The organism is Anaerovirgula multivorans (genome assembly GCF_900188145.1).
In the GTDB taxonomy this organism is placed as follows: Bacteria; Bacillota; Clostridia; order Peptostreptococcales; family Natronincolaceae; genus Anaerovirgula; species Anaerovirgula multivorans.
This window is the reverse complement of record NZ_FZOJ01000002.1, coordinates 87,193-107,658: the sequence shown is the minus strand read 5'-3', so window position 1 is coordinate 107,658 and position 20,466 is coordinate 87,193. Positions and strand designations below refer to the sequence as shown.

At 35.8% G+C, this 20,466-nt stretch carries 17 protein-coding genes; 15 read left to right on the top strand and 2 right to left on the bottom strand.

Features of this window, described 5'->3' with window-relative positions; all coding sequences use genetic code 11:
- Positions 1-90 precede the first annotated feature (90 nt).
- The 14 genes from CHB72_RS02660 (at position 91) to CHB72_RS02595 (ending at position 17,595) form a co-directional block, all read left to right on the top strand.
- On the top strand, positions 91-606 hold the full coding sequence (locus CHB72_RS02660) for a TRAP transporter small permease (RefSeq protein WP_089281330.1): 516 nt from the start codon (positions 91-93) through the stop codon (positions 604-606).
- Positions 603-1,901, top strand: a complete 1,299-nt coding sequence (locus CHB72_RS02655) for a TRAP transporter large permease (protein ID WP_089281329.1) — start codon at positions 603-605, stop codon at positions 1,899-1,901. The genes CHB72_RS02660 and CHB72_RS02655 overlap by 4 nt, the downstream gene beginning before the upstream one ends.
- A 372-nt stretch (positions 1,902-2,273) precedes the next feature.
- The gene (locus CHB72_RS02650) at positions 2,274-2,666 is read left to right on the top strand and encodes a GntR family transcriptional regulator (protein WP_089281328.1); all 393 of its coding nucleotides are present in this window, start codon (positions 2,274-2,276) and stop codon (positions 2,664-2,666) included.
- 1 nt (position 2,667) lies between these two features.
- The gene (locus tag CHB72_RS02645; RefSeq protein WP_089281327.1) at positions 2,668-3,789 is read left to right on the top strand and encodes a DUF1648 domain-containing protein; all 1,122 of its coding nucleotides are present in this window, start codon (positions 2,668-2,670) and stop codon (positions 3,787-3,789) included.
- 330 nt (positions 3,790-4,119) lie between these two features.
- Positions 4,120-6,081 (top strand): type I glutamate--ammonia ligase, encoded by a 1,962-nt coding sequence (locus CHB72_RS02640; protein ID WP_089281326.1) that lies wholly within the window; start codon positions 4,120-4,122, stop codon positions 6,079-6,081.
- A gap of 127 nt (positions 6,082-6,208) precedes the next feature.
- Positions 6,209-6,646 carry a YtxH domain-containing protein gene (locus tag CHB72_RS02635; RefSeq protein WP_089281325.1) on the top strand — a complete coding sequence of 146 codons (438 nt, stop codon included), beginning with the start codon at positions 6,209-6,211 and terminating at the stop codon, positions 6,644-6,646.
- 37 nt (positions 6,647-6,683) lie between these two features.
- Entirely contained in the window at positions 6,684-7,091 is a 408-nt protein-coding gene (locus CHB72_RS02630) for a DUF948 domain-containing protein (protein WP_089281324.1), read from the top strand.
- A 163-nt stretch (positions 7,092-7,254) separates the two neighbouring features.
- Positions 7,255-8,295, top strand: a complete 1,041-nt coding sequence (argC, locus tag CHB72_RS02625; RefSeq protein ID WP_089281323.1) for an N-acetyl-gamma-glutamyl-phosphate reductase — start codon at positions 7,255-7,257, stop codon at positions 8,293-8,295.
- A 17-nt stretch (positions 8,296-8,312) separates the two neighbouring features.
- Positions 8,313-9,533 carry a bifunctional glutamate N-acetyltransferase/amino-acid acetyltransferase ArgJ gene (argJ, locus tag CHB72_RS02620; RefSeq protein ID WP_089281322.1) on the top strand — a complete coding sequence of 407 codons (1,221 nt, stop codon included), beginning with the start codon at positions 8,313-8,315 and terminating at the stop codon, positions 9,531-9,533.
- Positions 9,534-9,546: 13 nt separating this feature from the next.
- A complete protein-coding gene (argB, locus tag CHB72_RS02615) occupies positions 9,547-10,401 on the top strand; it encodes an acetylglutamate kinase (RefSeq protein WP_089281321.1) in 855 nt (284 codons plus the stop codon).
- Between the two features lie 15 nt (positions 10,402-10,416).
- Positions 10,417-11,610 (top strand): aspartate aminotransferase family protein, encoded by a 1,194-nt coding sequence (locus tag CHB72_RS02610; protein WP_089281320.1) that lies wholly within the window; start codon positions 10,417-10,419, stop codon positions 11,608-11,610.
- Positions 11,611-11,612: 2 nt separating this feature from the next.
- Positions 11,613-12,695: a glutamine-hydrolyzing carbamoyl-phosphate synthase small subunit gene (carA, locus tag CHB72_RS02605; RefSeq protein WP_089281319.1), complete on the top strand. Its 1,083-nt coding sequence runs from the start codon at positions 11,613-11,615 to the stop codon at positions 12,693-12,695.
- 12 nt (positions 12,696-12,707) lie between these two features.
- The gene (gene carB / locus CHB72_RS02600; RefSeq protein WP_089281318.1) at positions 12,708-15,902 is read left to right on the top strand and encodes a carbamoyl-phosphate synthase large subunit; all 3,195 of its coding nucleotides are present in this window, start codon (positions 12,708-12,710) and stop codon (positions 15,900-15,902) included.
- Positions 15,903-16,338: 436 nt separating this feature from the next.
- Positions 16,339-17,595: a [Fe-Fe] hydrogenase large subunit C-terminal domain-containing protein gene (locus tag CHB72_RS02595; protein ID WP_089281317.1), complete on the top strand. Its 1,257-nt coding sequence runs from the start codon at positions 16,339-16,341 to the stop codon at positions 17,593-17,595.
- A 570-nt stretch (positions 17,596-18,165) separates the two neighbouring features.
- Here CHB72_RS02595 and CHB72_RS02585 read toward each other — a convergent pair.
- Positions 18,166-18,546 (bottom strand): hypothetical protein, encoded by a 381-nt coding sequence (locus CHB72_RS02585; protein ID WP_089281315.1) that lies wholly within the window; start codon positions 18,544-18,546, stop codon positions 18,166-18,168.
- A gap of 283 nt (positions 18,547-18,829) precedes the next feature.
- On the opposite strand from CHB72_RS02585, the gene dmpI reads away from it, so the two are divergent.
- On the top strand, positions 18,830-19,021 hold the full coding sequence (gene dmpI, locus CHB72_RS02580; protein ID WP_089281314.1) for a 4-oxalocrotonate tautomerase DmpI: 192 nt from the start codon (positions 18,830-18,832) through the stop codon (positions 19,019-19,021).
- 192 nt (positions 19,022-19,213) lie between these two features.
- Here the strand turns inward: dmpI and CHB72_RS02575 are convergent, their stop codons facing one another.
- Positions 19,214-20,125, bottom strand: a complete 912-nt coding sequence (locus CHB72_RS02575; protein ID WP_089281313.1) for a DMT family transporter — start codon at positions 20,123-20,125, stop codon at positions 19,214-19,216.
- Between the last annotated feature and the right edge of the window lie 341 nt (positions 20,126-20,466).

The following is a 20,466-nucleotide window of genomic DNA, read 5'->3' as shown; positions in this document are numbered from 1 at the left end:
CATCGAAGGATAATATTAGAATATGAAGTTAAAGGGTGAAGAATAAAGGAAAAGCCTGTTCTTCACCCTTTAAAAAGGAGATGAAGAAGGATGAAGGCTATCAAAAAGATATTGAACTTAACTAGTAACTTACTAGAATATATAGGCATGATTTTTTTGGTGGCTATGACTTTAATTGTATCCTATCAGGTGTTTTCTCGACAAATCTTAAATACCTCTCCTCGATGGGCTGAAGAGGTTTCTCTTATTCTCATGATATGGTTTGGATTTATAGGTATCGCTCTTGGCGTTAGGAAGGGAATTCATCTTAGTATAGAATACTTTGTAAGCTTATTGCCACCGTCATTGCAAAAAATTATTATTAAGCTGGATCAAGTGCTGGTTTGTGGATTTGGACTATTTTGTGCTGTGTATGGAGCAAAATTGGTTAAGGCTACAGGAGGTTCAACCTTGCCAGCTACCCAATGGCCAGCTTCTACCAGTTATTTAATGGTACCTGTTTGTGGCGTGATGATTATCTGTTATTCGCTAGCACAAATATTTGGTATTGAAGAAACTACTGAAGAAAATAATGAATTAACTTCTAAAGAGGGGGTGGAACTATGATTATTAATGCACCAGCAATAACGTTATTATTAGTATCATTTTTAATTTTATTAATCATAAAGGTTCCTATTGCTTTCTCCTTGGGATTATCAACTATGGTTACAGCATTATATCTAGGAATACCACCTATGGTAATTGGGCAGCAGATGGTAAAGGGATTGAATTCCTTTTCATTAATAGCTATTCCATTCTTCATTATTGCTGGAGAAATCATGGGAGAAGGAGGAATATCAGAGAGATTAATTAAATTTTCTAATGTAATTATCGGTAGACTTCGTGGCGGTTTAGCTATGGTAAATGTCTTGGCTAGCATGTTTTTTGGCGGGATATCTGGATCATCCGTTGCTGACACCTCATCTATTGGAGCTATCATGATTCCTATGATGGAGAAACAAGGATATGATAAAGACTTCTCTGTCAATGTAACCATCACCTCTTCTACACAAGGGGTAATTATACCACCTAGTCATAATGTTATTATCTATTCTTTAGCAGCTGGAGGATTATCGGTGGGTAGATTGTTTTTAGGCGGGTTTCTTCCAGGGGTGCTACTAGGTTTAGCATTAATGGTTTTAAGCTATGCTGTAGCTGTTAAAAGAAACTATCCAAAGGGAGAGCGATTTTCCTTTAAAGATGGGTTGAAAATTTCATTAGAGAGTATTCTTGGTCTATTTACCGCTGTTATTGTTATCGGAGGCGTTACGACTGGGATCTTTACTGCCACTGAATCCGCAGCTATAGCAGCAGTGTACGCATTTTTTATCACCTTTTTTGTCTATAGGGATATTCCTATAAAGAGAATGGGAAAAATTCTAAGAACCTCATTAAAAACATTGGCTATGGTTCTAGCGGTTATTGCAACCTCCAGTGCCTTTGGTTATATGATGGCATACCTGAAAATTCCAGCACTAGTAACGGAAACCCTAATATCGATATCTAGTAATAAATATGTAATCCTCATTATTGTAAATATGATTTTGTTAGCACTAGGCATGATTATGGATATGGCTCCATTGATTCTGATTACAACGCCGATTTTACTACCAGTGGTAACAAGTGTAGGCATGGATCCTGTTCAGTTTGGTATTGTAATGATGCTAAACCTAGGTATTGGCTTAATTACACCACCAGTAGGGTCTACACTGTTTGTGGGCTGTTCTATCGCAGGATGTAAAATTGAAGATGTGCTAAAATCATTGATGCCCTTCTATGCTGTCATGTTTATCATGCTTCTGCTATTAACCTTTGTTCCACAGCTAACATTGTTTATACCAAACTTAATCATGGGACAATAGGAATATAAACAAAATCAAAAGAGTATTCACTAAAATAGTAAGACCCCTCCCCTTTATATAGAAAAGAGCCTGTTTACTGATATGGTAAACAGGCTCTTTTAATCATCATTACTAAGGGAACCGACATACCTAATTCTTGTAGTTTTTTCATGTAGTACTTTGAAGTAGAAAGTGCTAAGTTTAAACCTTAATAAAAATACACGTCGCCGCGGTTTCCCCCAAAACCATGGGCTGCAAATGTAGCCCTTAGTATATCAAAATTAAGTTCTGCAGTTGAATAGAGAACTTATAAAATTCAAAATAAAGTATTGCACATTTTTTATATCTGTTATATGCTAAATATAACAGATATAAAAAATGTGGAGGGGTAATATGTTTTTACAAATACAGTTTGAATCGGAAATTCCTATTTACCAACAGATTAAGAACCAAATGATTAGAAGTATTGCATTGGGAGAATTAAAACTTGGTGAGGATCTGCCTTCTGTAAGGCAATTGGCTGCAGATATAGGTATAAACTTTCATACCGTCAACAAGGTATATAATCAGCTAAAACAAGAGGGGTGGGTGGTCATCCATAGAAAGAGCGGGGTTATGGTTAATCCTGATTTAAAGGTAGAAAAAACACAGGAGTATATGGAAAGCTTAGAAGATTTTATGAAAATTACTACTGCTGAGGCTTACTTAAGGGGTGTAACAAAGGAAGAATTTATTGAGATGATTTTGAAAGATTATGAGCGTTATGATACAAGGAGGGTAAAATAATATGTTTCTATTTGTATTTTTATTAAATCTTTTTACTGTATATATACCTTTAGTGCTAATTGGTTACTTTATGCCAAACTTTATAAAGAAAACTTTACTTTTTGGAGTTGTTATACCAGAAGATGTAAGTGATTGGGAAGAAGTAGTAGCCTTAAGAAAAGTTTATAAAAGAAATTATGGAATTTCAGCCTTATTGATAAGTTTTTTATTAAATATTGCAACTTTTAAAACTGAAAATATTGATTATTCAAATTGGGGAATTTTTATATTAATTGGTGTGATGTCTATCAATTACCTATATGCCCACAATAAAGCAAAAAAATTGAAAAAAGATAAGGGTTGGACAGCAAACAAAAAACAGATGGTGATTGTAGATACGTCTCATCGATATCAAGATAAATTTCCTGCAGTTCACTGGTTTTGGTTACCTATTAGTATCTTCATCTTCACTTTGTTTTTTACCATGATTCAATATCCTCATTTATCTGATCAAATTCCAACACGGTTTGATTTTAGTGGGCAGCCTATGGGGTACAGCGATAAAAGCTTTAGAGCAGCCTTTGGATTGCCTTTAATCCAGGCAGGAATGACATCATTGTTCTTTTTTATCTATTGGACAATTAAGAGGGTGAGACCCAGTATTAGCGCTGCTAGACCTAAAACCTCCTCACTTCAAAACAAAATTGCAAAGAGATATTGGATGATCTATCTACTAGTTACATTAGTTGCAATGAATCTACAATTCGGTTTAATTCAATTAAATGTATTGCAAATAATTAGACCTTCATTAATAGGTAACCTCCTTGCCCATGGTTTAGGGATCGGAATTCCGTTAGTAGGTGTGATATTTGTAGCGGTTAAAACCGGGCAAAGTGGTAACAGGATAAAGGTTGAGACTGAAGAAGGGATAAATAATACAGTGATCGATAGAGAGGATGACAATTTATGGAAATGGGGCATGTTCTATTATAATCCAGAGGATCCAAGTCTATTTATTGAAAAAAGATTTGGTATCGGATGGACCATCAACTGTGCACATCCTGGAGGAAAGGTTATTATTGTCATTACTTTATTAGCAATTCTAGCAGGTGTATTGTCTCCTTGGATCTTCAGTAGAAGTTAAAAAAGTGAGAGGATGATTACTGCTGACATAGCTCATGATGTTCTTAATATCATAAGAAGGTTAAAACAAATATTAGAATTTAAGGGCTTATTTGGTAATTCCTTAAATTCTAATTATTTTTTGCGAAATTGCTGAATAATAATCATAAGGATTAAATTATTTGTATAAACATAAAAAGATTTCAAATGTTTCTCTATTTACAAATAATTGTAGTTATTGTATAATAAATACTAAAATTCAAATTATACTTAATAGATTTCGGTACATTACGAACAAATGAAGGGCACGACTATAAAAATATTCGAAAATAGTACATAAGGAGGTATGTTTATGCATACAAGTTTGGAAGAGTTGATTTCACAGCCAATGATTTATTCTTTACAAAAATCCACCCATAGTCGAGAAACACTGACAAAGATTTTAAAAGCACATCCCAACATTCAGTTTGTATCAGTAGTAGCGGTAGATTTAGGGGGAAACGATACAGACGAAAAAATTCCTATTTCTTTGTTTCTAGAGGATATGGAAGAATTTCTAAGTAATGGTGTTCAAACCGATGGATCCAGTGTAATGTTGCAAGGAATTGCAACATTAAATAATGCAAAGGTAGATTTAATTCCGGATTTAGATGTAACCTGGTTCATTGACTACAACTACGATCACTTCCATGATGAAAGTGGCTTGCCTGTTGGTACCTTAAGGATACCAGCATTTATAGAACATAACGCAAAAAAAGTAGATTCAAGATCAATCTTAAAAAGAACAGTTGATTATTTTACTCACCAAGTGAAGGGATTATTTACTGATTATCCTCATTTATTAGAAGAACTAAATATATCTTCTGTAGATGATATTGCAGAAGTTACATTAACAACTGCAACCGAATTGGAATTTTGGGTAAAAACTCCCGAAGATTATGCTGATGAAGAAAAGCTTTCTACTTCTCAGATGTTAAAGGAGCAATATTGGAAGAAAACTAAGGGTAGTGTAAGAACTGCTTTAGAGGAAACCATTATTTTGATGGATAAGTATGGGTTTGAACCAGAAATGGGACATAAAGAGGTAGGTGGCGTTACAGCCAAGATAGGTATTTCAGGAAAATTAAATCATGTTATGGAGCAACTAGAAATAGATTGGAAATACAGTACTGCTCTACAATGTGCCGATAATGAGTTGTTTATTAGAGAATTAATTGAGGAAATATTCGAAAGCCATGGATTAGAAGTAACCTTTATGGCAAAACCAATAGAGGGTGTTGCAGGAAGTGGTAAGCATGCTCATCTAGGTGCTAGCATGAGACTCAAAAGCGGAAAGTATGTAAATATATTTGCACCAAACAATATGAAAAGCAATTATTTAAGCTCTATTGGCTGGGGAGCATTAATGGGATTATTGAAAAACTATGAGGTTGTCAATCCTTTTGTTACCGCTACCAATGATGCCTTCAATCGTTTGAAACCTGGATTTGAAGCACCTATATGTATTGTAGCCTCAGTTGGTCACTCTACAGAGATACCTTCAAGAAATCGTACAGTGTTGGTAGGTTTAGTTAGAGATAATAACAATCCATTGGCTACAAGATTTGAGTTAAGAGCACCAAACCCAACATCCAATTCATACTTAACGATAGCAGCTGCTTACCAAACTATGTTAAATGGTATTAAAGCAGCAGTTGAGAGCAAAATGGATAGTAAGAGCTTAGAGATGGAATTTTCTAAAAAGGCAGGAGAGGATAAGTTTTATTTAGAGAAAGATCGAGCTTACCGTAGTGAGGAAGATGTATTTGAAGACTATACAGAGGAAGAAAGAACAGTACTATTTGGAAAACCGCCAGCTACAGTGTGGGATAACCTAAAAGGCTTTGCAAATCATCAAGCTAAAAAGGAAATATTGTTTGAAGGAGATGTATTCAGTGAAGTCATTGTAAACTCATACACAATATCTATTTTAGATAAATGGGTTATGGAACTAATAGGAAGAATCATCGTAGATAATATGATATTAGTAAGAAACTGCAAGAAACTTCATGGAGCTGAAAATGTAACAGATTTAGATGTGGTAAATTGGGAGAAGGTTAATGCTATGCGAAATTATCTAATGAAGGATAGCCTAGAAAGAAAATCTCTCTTTACCTTAATAAGAGAAGCGGTTGAAGAAGAAAACTATGATTTAGTTTCGGCACTACAGTTAGAGATGTCAGAAAAGATTACACAGCTAAAGCAGTTATATGCCATTTATAGAAGGAATCTTTTGCTAGAAGTTAATGGATATCATGAAAACTTTAGAATATAAAATCTCAATAAAAATCTTGCCTTATAAAGGGCAAGATTTTTTTTATGGGATGATTGTTTCTGACAAACTTTTTAGGGTATAATTAGTATAATATCCAATTATATGAATAAAAAAGGGGAGTGGGAATATGAATTTGAAAGATTTTCAGAGAAAAACAGCAGAAATAAAACAGCTATTAGATCCTAAAAGAGCAGAAAAGGAGAAAAAAGAGGAAAAGAAAAAGGCTATGACTGCTGGGTTAGCACTAGGTGCTTTTTTTGGAGGATTAGCTGGTATCTTTTTTGCTCCAGATAAGGGAGAAAATACTAGAAAAAAAACGAAGGAAGAATTAGAGAAAATAAAAGAAAATCTACAAACCAGTGTGATAGAAGGAAAAGAAAAGCTTGAGGTGAATTTAGCAGAAGGTAAGGAAAAGCTATCGGAAATATATGAAGATAAAAAAGAAGTTTTTTCTGAAAAAATTTGCACTCTTAAAGAAAAAGTAAAGCCATCTTGTCAACCTAATGTAGTGGAAGATGAGGAATTACAATTAGAGAAGGAAGAGCTAGCCAAGGAAGAGGCATAAGGATTCATAAAAAAACATAAGATAAGGCGGGTGTAAGATGGATTCAACCATAACCATTAGCTTAGGACAATTATTTACCATCTTGTTTGCACTTTTAGGTATCGCGCTGTTTGTCATATTAGTTACCATGCTGCTTAAAGTCAATGAGACGTTGAAACAGATTAGACTAATGATTGCAAAAAATGAAAAGCATATTGACGAAACTATGGAACGAATACCTAAGGTGTTACATAATGTAGAAGAAATCACAGGCGTGGTGAACGAAGAGATAAAGCATGTACAAGGTGTTGTGAAAAACATAGAAGAAACGGTGGAGTATACAGCTTCAGCAGCTCAAGGAATTAGTGAAGACATATTAGAGCCTATAAGAGATATCTTTCAGATTCTATCACTGATTACAGAGCTATTGCCTAATAAAAAGAAAAAGACTTGGTTTAAAAAGTAAATAAAGGAAATGATAGACGTGGATCAAAAAGATTCGCGTTTTTTTTATGAAAAAACATAAAAAAACATTGAATAAATATTAATATAGATGTATAATTATTTACAATAAATAAATATTCTATTTGGATTATAAATATAAAAACTGATTAACAAGAGGTGAGGACATGATAAAAGTAGGAATTGTCGGAGCAACAGGATATGTAGGAGCTGAGCTTACGAGGCTTTTGCATCATCATAAAGAAGTAGAAATTAGTTTTTTAGATTCCAGAAGCTATGCTGGAATGGATTATGGCAGGGTATATCCAAATCTAAGGAATGTGGTTACAGATCAATGTATTTCTATAAATTTGGAAGAAAATTTAGATGATATTGATTTATTGTTTTGTGCCTTACCCCATGGTTTAAGTCAACCGGCTGTAAAAAAAATTTATCAAAAAAAGAAAAAGGTAATCGATCTTTCAGCGGATTTTAGGATTAAGAACTTCGAAACCTATGAAACGTGGTATGGAACTAAGCATGAAGCTCTTGAAGAGCTTCATGCAGCAGTATATGGTTTAAGTGAGATCTATCAAGATGAAATCAGCAAAGCTCAATTAGTAGCAAATCCAGGGTGTTATCCCACTAGCATATTGTTGCCATTATATCCGCTGTTAAAAGAAAATGCTATTATTCCTGAGAATCTAATCATAGATTCAAAATCTGGGATATCAGGTGCTGGAAGAACACCTGCTGATGGAAATCTCTTTGCACAGTGTCATGAAAATCTAAAGGCTTACAGCATTGGCGTACATCGACATATACCAGAAATAGAACAGGAACTTTCAATAGCTGCAGGAGAAGAGATAAGGATACAATTTACACCTCATCTCATTCCTATGACAAGAGGAATACTAAGTACGATTTATATACCTAATAAACAAGAGACGAAGCTCCAACATATAAAAGAAATCTATAACAGCTATTACGAAGAACAACCTTTTGTAAGACTCCTTGAGGAAAATGAGTATCCTCAAACAAAGGCAGTATCTGGCTCCAATTATTGCGACATCGGTATAAAAATCGATGATAGAACCAATAACATCATCATTGTCAGTGCTATCGATAATCTCATAAAGGGTGCCGCTGGTCAAGGGGTACAAAATATGAATTTAATGTTTGGATTCAATATAGATGAAGGTCTACAGCAGACAGCTATGTGGCCATAAAGAGGGGGAGAATTTAAATGGAAAAGTTTCAAGTTTTTGATGGGGATATTACCTCGCCAAAGGGGTTTAAGGCCTGCGGGATTCATATAGGGATTAAAAAGAAAAATAAAGATATAGCCCTTATCGTAAGTGATGTATTAGCAGAAGGAGCTGCAGTGTTTACCACCAATAAGGCCTGTGCTGCTCCTGTAAAGCTATCAAAAGAAAACATACAGGGTGGAAAAGCACAAGCAATCCTTGTAAATAGTGGAAATGCCAATGCTTGTACCGGTAAAGAGGGTTACGAAAATGCTAAAAAGATGGTAGAGGCTGCAGCTGAGGGGTTGAATTTATCCTTTGAAAGCATTTTAGTTGCTTCTACTGGAGTAATCGGTGTTCCTCTACCGATGGATACTATACTAAAGGGGATTAATAAGGCTACAAAGGTATTAAGCTATGAAGGCGGTCTAGATGCTGCAGAAGCCATTCTTACTACCGACACTGGGGTGAAGAAAATTGCTGTATCACTAGAAATTGACGGTGAAGAGGTAACGATCGCAGGGATTGCCAAGGGATCAGGAATGATTCATCCAAACATGGCAACCATGCTGGCCTTTGTGACCACCGATGCCAAGATAAAAGGAGAATTTTTACAAAAGCTTTTAAAGCATGCAGTGGATCGAACCTACAACATGATTACAGTAGACGGAGATACCAGTACCAATGATTCGGTAAATGCGATGGCCAATGGTATGGCGGAAAATGCTATGCTAGACGAAAACCATCCCGAAATAGATAAGTTTAAAGAAGCATTCCATTATGTTAACGAGTTTTTAGCAAAAACTATCGTAGCAGATGGAGAAGGGGCTACCAAGTTTCTAGAGGTTGAGGTGCAAAATAGCAAATCCTTTGCTGATGCAAAAGATATTGCAATGAGCATCCTAAATTCAAATCTAGTGAAAACCGCCTTCTTTGGAGAAGACGGTAACTGGGGAAGGATTGTATGCAGTATTGGCTATTCAGGAGTAGACATAGATATGGAAAAGGTTACTGTCTATTTAGGTAATGAGAATGCCATGTTGAAAATCGTTGAAGAAGGCCAAGGAACTGCTTACAAAGAAGATGAGATGGAAAATATTCTAAAGCATAAGAAGCTAAAAATATTAGTGGATTTACATGCAGGGGTAGAGAAGGCAAAGGGCTGGGGTTGTGACTTATCCTATGAATACGTAAAAATAAACGGTGCTTATCGGTCTTAGGAGGAAATTATAAATGAATTTATCACCATGTCAGAAAGCAAATGTGCTCATGGAAAGCCTACCCTACATTAAAGCCTTTCATAATCAAACGGTAGTGATTAAATACGGCGGTAATGCCATGATTAATGAAGAATTAAAGCATACAGTAATTAAAGATATTGTCCTAATGAAATATGTTGGTATGAATCCAGTAGTGGTTCATGGTGGAGGCCCTGAAATCAGTGAGATGATGAAGAAATTTGGAAAAGAACCGAAGTTCATTGATGGTCTTAGGGTGACGGATGAAGAAACCATGCAGATTACTGAAATGATACTTTTAGGAAAGATTAATCGCCAGATTGTTTCTCTTATCAATGGTAATGGAATAAAGGCTATTGGTATCAGCGGAAAGGATGGCAATATGATTCGAGCAAAACAAAGGGATCCTAGGCTGGGATTGGTGGGAGAGGTAGAAAAAATAGATATTAGCCTTATAAAGACTGTAGCCGATAAAGGATATATTCCTGTTATTTCACCGATTGCCTATGGTAAAGAGGGGGAAACCTATAATATCAATGCCGATGAAGTGGCAGGGAAGCTGGCGGCAGCACTGCAGGCAAAGAAGCTGATATTAATCACTGACGTTAAGGGGGTTATGAAGGATCAACAGGATAAGAACTCTATTATATCCCACATTAAATCAAATGAGATTCGAAAGTATATAGAAGATCAGATTATTGGTGGAGGAATGATTCCAAAGGTAGAATGCTGCTATGATGCAGTAAGCCACGGTGTAGAAAGAGCTCATATTATCGATGGAAGAAAACCCCACTCTATACTGTTAGAAATTTTTACAAATGAAGGTATCGGAACCATGATTACAAACTGAAGGGGGTAGTTTCAAATGATAGATATGATTATACAAGATGGAAATCAATATACCATGAATACCTATAAACGTATACCAGTAGCTTTCACAGAAGGAAAAGGCTGCTATTTGACAGATACAGAGGGCAACACCTATTTGGATATGATAGGAGGCTTAGGAGCCTGCGGCTTAGGACATAGCCATCCAGCATTTACCAATGCTGTAAAGGATCAGGTGGAGAAGCTAGTGCATGTAGCAAATATCTACTGGATTAAAGAACAGGTGGAACTAGGAAAATTATTGGTACAAAATTCCTTTGGAGATAAAGCCTTTTTCTGCAACAGTGGGGCAGAAGCCAACGAGGGAGCCATTAAGCTTGCTAGAAAATATAGCTACAAGAAGTATGGAGAAGGTAGAAATGAAATTATTGCTATGACTACCTCCTTCCATGGAAGAACTCTAGGCACATTAAGTGTTACCCACAATAAAAAGTATCAAGAGGGCTTCGGTCCTATCCCGGAGGGCTTTAAATTTTCAACCTTTAATGATATAGATGACCTCAAGGCAGCTATTTCAGAAAAAACCTGTGGTATTATGCTAGAGCCCATACAAGGAGAAGGAGGAGTGACCCCTGCAGAGGAGGGGTTTCTGAAGGAAGTAAAAAATCTGTGTGAGGAGAAAGACATCCTACTGATTTTTGACGAAGTACAGTGTGGAATTGCAAGAACAGGTAAACTATTTGCCTATGAAAACTATGGAATAGAGCCGGATATTATGACCATAGCAAAGGCTTTAGCCAGCGGATTTCCAATAGGTGCAGTGATTGCTAAGGATAAGGCAGCAGAAGCCTTTAGCCCTGGAGATCATGGTACCACCTTCGGAGGAAACCCCTTAGCCTCTGCTGCAGCATTAGGAACCATGAATTATATTTTGCAGAAAAAACTGTGGGAGAAGGTACAAGACAAAGGGAAATACTTTCATGATCAGCTGCAACATCTGATTATAAAGTATCCATGGGTAAAGAAAGTAAAGGGAAAGGGTTTGATGGTAGGTCTAGAGCTAGAGTTTGAAGGAGCCTCCATTGTAGAAAAAGCTTTTCATGAAGGGATTCTTATTAACTGTACAGCTGGAAGGGTATTAAGATTTTTACCGCCCCTTATTATAGAGAAAGAAGATATACAAAAGACAGTAGAGATCTTAGACAAAATTTTTCAGGAATTGGAGGTATAAAAATGAAGGGCTATTTGATTTTAGAAGATGGAATGGTTCTAGAGGGAGAGACCTTTGGAGACTTGCAACAGGAGGTAGGAGAAGTAGTATTTAATACCTCCATGGCAGGCTATCAAGAAATTTTTACCGACAACTCCTACAACGGACAAATATTGGTGATGACCTATCCTATGATTGGAAATTACGGAATTAACAGCGAGGATATAGAATCGGCTAAACCTTCCATAAAAGGACTTATTGTTCGAGAGCTATGCAAAACTCCTAGTAACTGGAAAAGTGAGATGGGCTTAGATGAATACTTTAAAAAACATCATATTATGGGTTTAGAGGGTGTTGATACCCGAAAGCTAGTAAAGCACTTAAGAGAGCAAGGAACTATGAAGGGAATGATTACCACTTCTATGACCAGTAAAGAAGAGGCCCTAGAAAAAATGAACCAAGAGGATATACAAAATAAGAACTATACAGAGGAAGTATCTACATCAAAGCCCTACGTGATCGAGGGACAGGGACCCCATATAGCATTATTGGATTTTGGGGTAAAACAAAATATTCTTAGAACTTTAAAGGGCTATGATTGTCACATTACAGTCCTACCCTATAACACCAAAGCGGAGGAGATCATGAAGTTAGGGGTGGAGGGAATATTTTTATCGAATGGACCTGGAAATCCTGAAACCTTGATGGTAGCCGTAGAAAACATAAAAAAACTAATGCACCACAAGCCTATGTTTGGAATTTGCATGGGACATCAACTATTATCTTTAGCTTTTGGGGCAGAAACCTATAAGCTAAAATATGGGCATCGAGGTGGAAACCACCCTGTTAAGGACTTATTGACAAACAAAGTGTACATTACCTCACAAAATCATGGTTATGTGGTAGATGAAAACACCGTGAATCCAAAAGAAATTATAGTAACACATAGAAATTTAAATGATGGAACGATAGAAGGCATTCGACATAAATATTTACCAATATTTAGTGTACAATACCATCCAGAAGCATCACCGGGACCGATGGAATCTAAATATCTTTTTCAACAATTTGTATACAATGTCCAGCGAAAACAGCAAGCGGTATAGGAGGGAAGAACAGTGGCTAAAAACAGCGATATAGAAAAAGTATTGGTGATTGGTTCAGGACCAATCATCATTGGGCAAGCAGCAGAATTCGATTATGCCGGAACACAAGCCTGTAAATCCTTAAAGGAGGAAGGGGTAAAGGTTGTGCTGGTGAACAGTAATCCAGCCACAATTATGACCGATGAACAGATTGCAGATGTAGTGTATATTGAGCCGTTAAATATAAAGGCTTTGGAAAAAATCATAGAGACAGAAAAACCCGATGGTATTTTACCTACATTAGGTGGGCAAACAGGATTGAATTTAGCCTTTGAGCTTTATGAGGCAGGAATACTACAAAAATACAAAGTAAAGCTTTTAGGAACCTCCATAGAGGCAATAAAAAGAGCTGAAGATAGAAAGCTATTTAAAGAAACCATGGAGAAGCTAGGTCAACCGATCCCTCCTAGCACAATTGTAAAGGACTTGCAGGAGGCCATATCTTTTGCAGAGGAAGTAGGTTATCCCCTCATTATACGTCCAGCCTATACCCTTGGCGGTACAGGAGGAGGAATAGCCAATGATAAAGAAGAGTATATAGAAATCGTGGCAAAGGGATTGCGACTTAGTATGGTAGGGCAGGTGCTGATTGAAAAAAGCGTAGCCAACTGGAAGGAAATAGAGTATGAAGTAATGCGAGACAAAAACGATAACTGCATTACCATCTGTAACATGGAAAATTTCGATCCAGTCGGAATTCATACAGGAGATAGTATTGTGGTGGCACCATCTCAAACCCTAAGAGATAGTGAATATCAAATGCTTAGAAGCGCTTCTATTGATATTATTCGTGAGCTGAAAATAGAAGGGGGCTGTAATATTCAATTTGCATTAAACCCCTATAGTATGGAGTATATTGTTATCGAAGTAAACCCAAGGGTAAGCCGATCCAGTGCCTTAGCATCAAAGGCAACAGGCTATGCTATTGCTAAGATTGCTGCTAAAATTGCTGTTGGATTAACGCTAGATGAAATAAAAAATCCTGTCACTGGTAAAACTACCGCCTGTTTTGAACCTTCACTGGATTATGTAGTGGTAAAAATTCCTCAATGGCCCTTTGATAAGTTTCATACTGCTAATCGTCAACTAGGTACACAAATGAAGGCCACCGGTGAGGTTATGGCTATAGATAGAAGCTTTGAAGGCGCATTGTTAAAAGCTATTCGAAGTTTAGAGGGAAGCTATAAAAAGATTTTCTATATAGGAATTGATGATTTGCTTACCCCTGATTTTATACGAAAGGATTTTACTCAACAACTAAAGGTACCCAACGACGAAAGATTATTTACGATTTTCCATGCCTTAAGAAGTGGGTATACGGTAGAGGAAATCTACAATTTAACCAAAATAGATTATTGGTTCTTATCAAAAATTAAAAATATCGTAGATATGGAAAGAAAACTTAAACAGAGAGGGTTCCATGAGCCTACCCTCATCAAGGCAAAACAAATGGGAATGAGTGATTCATATATAGCAAAGATTCTTGGTTCTACAGAAGAAACCATTTGTCAATATCGTCATGAGAAACAATTGATGCCGGTATATAAACTCGTAGATACCTGTGCCGGTGAATTTCAATCCTCAACCCCCTACTATTATTCTACCTATGAAGAGGAGTGTGAAGTAGAAGTTACTTCTAAAAAAAAGGTGATGATCCTAGGATCGGGGCCTATTCGAATAGGTCAAGGGATTGAGTTTGATTACTGTTGTGTTCATGGAGCATGGGGATTAAGGGAGATGGGATTAGAAAGCATCATTATTAATAACAACCCCGAAACCGTAAGCACTGACTTTGATACCTCCGATAAGCTATACTTTGAACCCCTTACAGCGGAGGATGTTTATCATATTGCTGAAAAAGAAGGGATTGAGGGTGTGGTTGTTCAATTTGGAGGGCAAACCGCCATCAATTTAGTAGAACCTCTATATAAAAGAGGCGTGAAAATCCTTGGAACTACACCTGAGGCTATAGACATAGCAGAGGATAGAGAAAAATTTTCTAAGCTATTACAGCAATTAAATATACCTCAAACCAAGGGTTATACTGCAAAGAGCTTGGAAGAAGCGGTAGAAATAAGCCAAAAACTAAATTTTCCCTTGATTGTTCGACCCTCCTATGTTATTGGAGGTCAGTCCATGAGAATTGTAAGAAATGAAGAGGAACTAAAGACTTATGTCACAACAATAGAAGAATTTGCGAAGGGTCAGGCATTATTTATTGACAAGTATGTGGAGGGCAAAGAGGTAGAAATTGACGGTATCAGTGATGGAGAAGATGTATTTATTCCTGCCATTATGGAACATATAGAGAAGGCAGGGGTTCATTCCGGAGATAGCATGAGTGTTTATCCAGCCCAGAACTTAAGCGATAAAGTGCTTAAGGATATTGTAAACTATACCACTGCTATTGCCAAGGCTCTAAAGGTAAAGGGACTAATCAATATCCAATATGTTGTTAAGAATGAAGAAGTAATGGTGCTAGAAGCCAATCCAAGAGCCTCCCGTACTGTACCCATTGTTTCCAAAGTGACAAAGGTGCCGATGGTGGCGTTGGCTACAGAAATTATAATGGGAAAAACCTTGAAGGAACAGGGATATGGCACAGGAGTAGGCAAGAACCCTGCTTATATCGTAGTGAAGGCACCAGTATTTTGTTTAGAAAAGTTAGGGGATGTAGATACTTCACTGGGACCAGAAATGAAATCAACTGGTGAAGTAATGGGAGTAGGTGTTTCCTATGAAGAAGCCATGCTGAAGGCTTTTGAAGCGACTGGTTTAAAGATTCCAATGGAGGGCGGGGTACTGTTATCCATAGCAGATCGTGATAAAACGGTGTCTTTACCCCTTGTGGAAAAACTAGTGAAGATGGGCTTTGAAATCTATGCTACAGGAAAAACAGCACAATACTATTGGGATCAGCAAATTCCAGTGAAAAAGGTATTTGAATCCCATGAGGAAATTGTGCAGTCCTTTAGAAAAAAGGAAATTGTAATGTTTATTAACACCCCTACAACAGGGAACAATATGGGAGGGTATGGATTTCAACTGAGAAGAAAATCAGTAGAGCACAATATTCCCTGTTTTACATCCTTAGATACAGTTTATGAATTTATTGAGACGATAGAGTATTACAAAGACTATCAATATAATGTGAAGAAAATTTCTTAATACAAACCCAGGTGCATTTCTTTGTACCTGGGTTTACATATTAACCAAACCTTAACGGTAAAGCCCTTTGGTAGCAACTACTATAACTCTATAACAGATGTTGCTGCAATAGAATTTCACCTTTGAATGGATTTGTTAGGAAATCCTATTTAGTTATTGGTGCCTTGGATGGCAACGTAATCATGCACGCGGTCATTCTCATTGGAAGTGCTTGTCTAACAGCGGCACACCTACTGTCCATTATGATTGCTACTTTTTTCTTGTGTGGTATAATTAATGTACTAAGGTATTTTTTCCCTATAGGTAGAATTGGATAATGTCATATTAGATAGGTGACTCCAAACAGGTCCTATAGTTCTGCTGCAAATTCATAATACCTTTTAGAAAGAAAATGTGTACAAGATACTCAATTTTTAATGCTGAGAGGAGATCTTAAATGAGTAACTCATTCCATTCTGTTATTTTAAAGGAAGAGAACTGTATTGGCTGCACTCATTGTATAAAAAAATGTCCTGCTGAAGCTATTCGAGTGAGAGAAGGTAAAGCAAAAATTATCGATAGTAAATGTATCGATTGTGGTATGTGCATTAGGCACTGTCCTGAGCATGCAAAGGATAGTGTAACAGACTCACTAGATTGTATTAAATCTTATAAATACAAAGTAGCATTACCCGCCCCTAGTCTTTATGGTCAATTTGGCGATGAGATAGAGCCAGGACAGATTATTTCAGCTCTTAAATCTTGCGGATTTGATCATGTTTTCGAAATAACTAGAGCAGCTGATGCTGTTTCAAGCTTGACTAAGAATATACTTCATGTTTCCAGAAAAAAACCTTTTATTTCCTCTTCCTGTCCTGTAATTGTGAGATTATTGCAAGTAAGGTTTCCCAGTTTATTAAATAACATTCTGCCCATAGAATCTCCTATGGAAATAACAGCTAGAGCTGCAAGATATGAAGCTGTGAATGAGATGAATCTTCTGCCTTCAGAAGTAGGTATATTTTTTATAAGTCCTTGTCCTGCAAAGGTAACAGGTGTTAAAAATCCCGCTGGCTCTAAGAAATCCTCCGTAGATGGTGTTATTTCTTTTAAGGAAATTCATCGGTCTATTCTAGATAATCTAGATAAATGTCAAGATCCACAGCCATTTTATATGTCAGGTAAAGGAATAGGCTGGGCTAGAGCAGGTGGAGAAACTTTCTCTCTGGGGATAGATGAATATATTTGCGTAGATGGTATAGAAAATGTAATGAAAATTTTAGATGATATCGAAAATGCAAGGCTTCCTAACATTAGATTTGTTGAACTTTTGGCTTGTACTAACGGTTGTGTTGGTGGAGTGATGACAATTGAAAATCCTTTCGTTGCAAGAAATAGAATCCGAAAGCTGTCGGAAAAACATTTTGTTAGGGATCCTTCTACTGGTATTAAAATTAAAGATCAAGACATGTTTATAGAAAATGAGATTAAACCTAGGATCATCAAAATTTTTGGTGATGATCTCTCCGAAGCTATAAAAAAAGTAGAAGAGGCTATTGAGATAAGAACAATGTTACCAAGGCTTGATTGTGGAGCATGTGGCTCACCTTCCTGTCAGGTTATGGCTGAGGACATCGTTTTAGGGCAAACTACCCTAGATGACTGTATGATATTATTCAAGAAAAAATATAATCATTTAATTAATAAAGAATAAGAGATAAATTTTTGTTTTTATTAATCTATATGGTTAAATTTAAATAAATAAGATATACTTATACTATTAAAACATTATTTTAAGGTGGTGGCATTATTATTAGTGGAAGATATTTATTGCATATAGGCTTTATCAGTTTATTTGTCATTATGTGTATTTTTTTATTAAGAAAAATTTACTTTGCCTTAAGGGACAAGAAGGTGACCGTAAGGGGAGAAGTCTATACTAAAGATGAAAAATCTGCCTTATATTGGCGTGCAATTACGTTCCGGGGGATTATATTGGCTTATATTCTTTATATTGTTAGGCAGATGATTATTAATTTTTAAGTGAAATAACATAACAAAGTGAAGCACATTTATGGGATTTGTACCCATAATACCCGCTGTAAAGTATATCCTTAAATAAATATAAGATACCTTCTTCCAGAGAGGAAAGTCGAATAATGACTATAGAACGTAATAGATTCATATACTTTTCAAAAGATCGCCCTTGTTTTCATATAATAAGCTAAGGATAAAGCTGCTAAAATTTTCTGCATTTATTCAAAGTAAAGGATTGAACTAATATTTAATGTTTAATATCGAACTCAATTTCATGTTTAAGAATCTCTTCGATTTTCTTTTCAATTTTGTCTAAATCCAGCTCTGCTTCTTTTTTTATGCTATTTCTTAGCATGGGACCTATCTTTTCTAAATCATCTAATATGTCTTTTAATAATTCAAGTGCTGCTGTAGCCTCTAGTAGTTCACTAGGAATCTCTACAATGTTTGCAAGGATAGATGTTTCTGTACGGGAGGCGATGACTGGAGCTTGAATTTCTTCAACGTATACCTTAGTTCGACGTCCAGGTCCTCGATCTTCTTCTATAGGTTCTAGAGCAACAACTTTATCAGAACGAACGAATTTACCATAACCCAATGGAACAATGACATTTTTTCTTACTTCCATAAAAACAACCCCTTTGCATGTTTTATAATCATTTTTCCTCTGATGTTGATGAATTATTCCGATTTATTCTATATTTTTATGTATAGCAACCCAAATAACTGTCGATAATATTCCTAATGAGAGTTTGATGACTAGGTATTTTAGTCCCCCTTTAATCCTAGCATATCATCAAATTCTCGTTTTTTTATTTAACCACGTCTTATATTTTTTAGTAGGAGTAAAAATTCCCTCTGAAGCAAGGTTCATGTTATAATAAAGATACTTTATTTAAGGAGATGATTTTATGCCATTAATCAATATTGAATGTGGTAAAATTACAAAAGAACAAAAGGAACAGTTAGTCGAGGGTTTAGTATTAAAAGCAAGTGAGATTCTTAATCTACCTCAAGAAGCATTTCTTACATTTATTAAAGAAAATGATTTAGATAACATTGGTAAAGGAACTCAACTTTTATCAAAAACAATGAAGAAATAAGTAATACATATGCTGGGGAAACCCAGCTGTTTTTATGTCTAGTACAGAGGGGATTCCCCTCTGGCGTATTCAAGAGAGTGCTCGGACGACTTTGTCATCGTCAAATTTGTTCTTCACTGGGTTATTTTGAAAATTTGTAATGCTAATTGTAAATCAAAACGTTCTTGTGGAGGAGGTTCTTTTTGTAGCTAATCATATGTTGTACTTGTCTGGAGCATGCTTCTTTAAATTTTTAATAACATCTAAATCCACTTCAACAATAAGTATAGCGATGAAAATCAAGGCACAGCCTAATAAGATCATAGAAGTCATCGTTTCCTCTAAAATTAGAATTCCCAAAACTGCTGCGAAGACAGATTCTAAAGACAATATAATTGAAGCATGGGAAGAGGAAGTGTATTTTTGTGCAATCGTTTGAATCGTAAAACAGGCAAATGTTGAAAAAGTTGCTAAATACACAATAGCTAACCATGCTCTTGCACTCAAGGATGCAGGTATAGGTTCAGTCATAAAGGCAAGCACTATACACCAAATGGCTGCAACAAAAATTTGAACAAAAGCAAGCTTATAAACATTCATATCTTTAGCAAAATATTCTATAGAAATAATATGTGCGGCAAAAAAAACTGCGCAAACTAAGGTAAGTAAGTCGCCAATATTTAAGGTTAGGCTACTTTCTAGACTAATAAAAGCTATACCTACGATTGTTAAAAAACTTCCTATGAAAGTCTTCAGCTTTGGAGGCTTTCTATACAATAACCAATAAAGCAAAGGCACGATTACAACATAGGTTGCTGTTAAAAATCCTTGTTTAGAAGCAGTTGTAAACTGAAGGCCATAGGTTTGAGCTGCAAAAGCTAGAAATAAAATTGTTCCTACAATACTTCCTTTCTTAAAGTCATCTTTATTAACTTTTCCAATTTTGCGATGCAAAAAACTATATAGAATGATTGAAGCCAGAACAAAACGCATAGTCATGAGGAACATAGGAGTAAGTGTATTCAATGCATCCTTTACAGCTACAAAACCACCACCCCATACTGCAGCGACAAATAATAAGCTTAAATCAGCAATATACTTCTTTTTATCATGTAGTCTATTCAATTTTGGCTACCTCCTCTTTAAAGTTCATTATTTAAGTAAATTTTAAAAAATAAGATAAAATTCAACAACTTCAATTTTTCATGATGTTTTTTTAGCATCACTATAAGCATTTCAATACAGTGTTTGTGCTTCTTTAATTGTAATTGAATCTCTTATTTAATACAATAGATTTCCATTTTTATTAATATAGCTCTTCATATAAATTTAGCCTAACGAACTTTTTGGCGGCAAGTGCTAAATAAATTAGAAGAATTGTAGTCGAATTTATTTCGAGGATATAGTGCTTGGGCTACCCTTTGTGATAAGTAGATAACCCAAATCTTTGATTTGGTGTTAGTCAC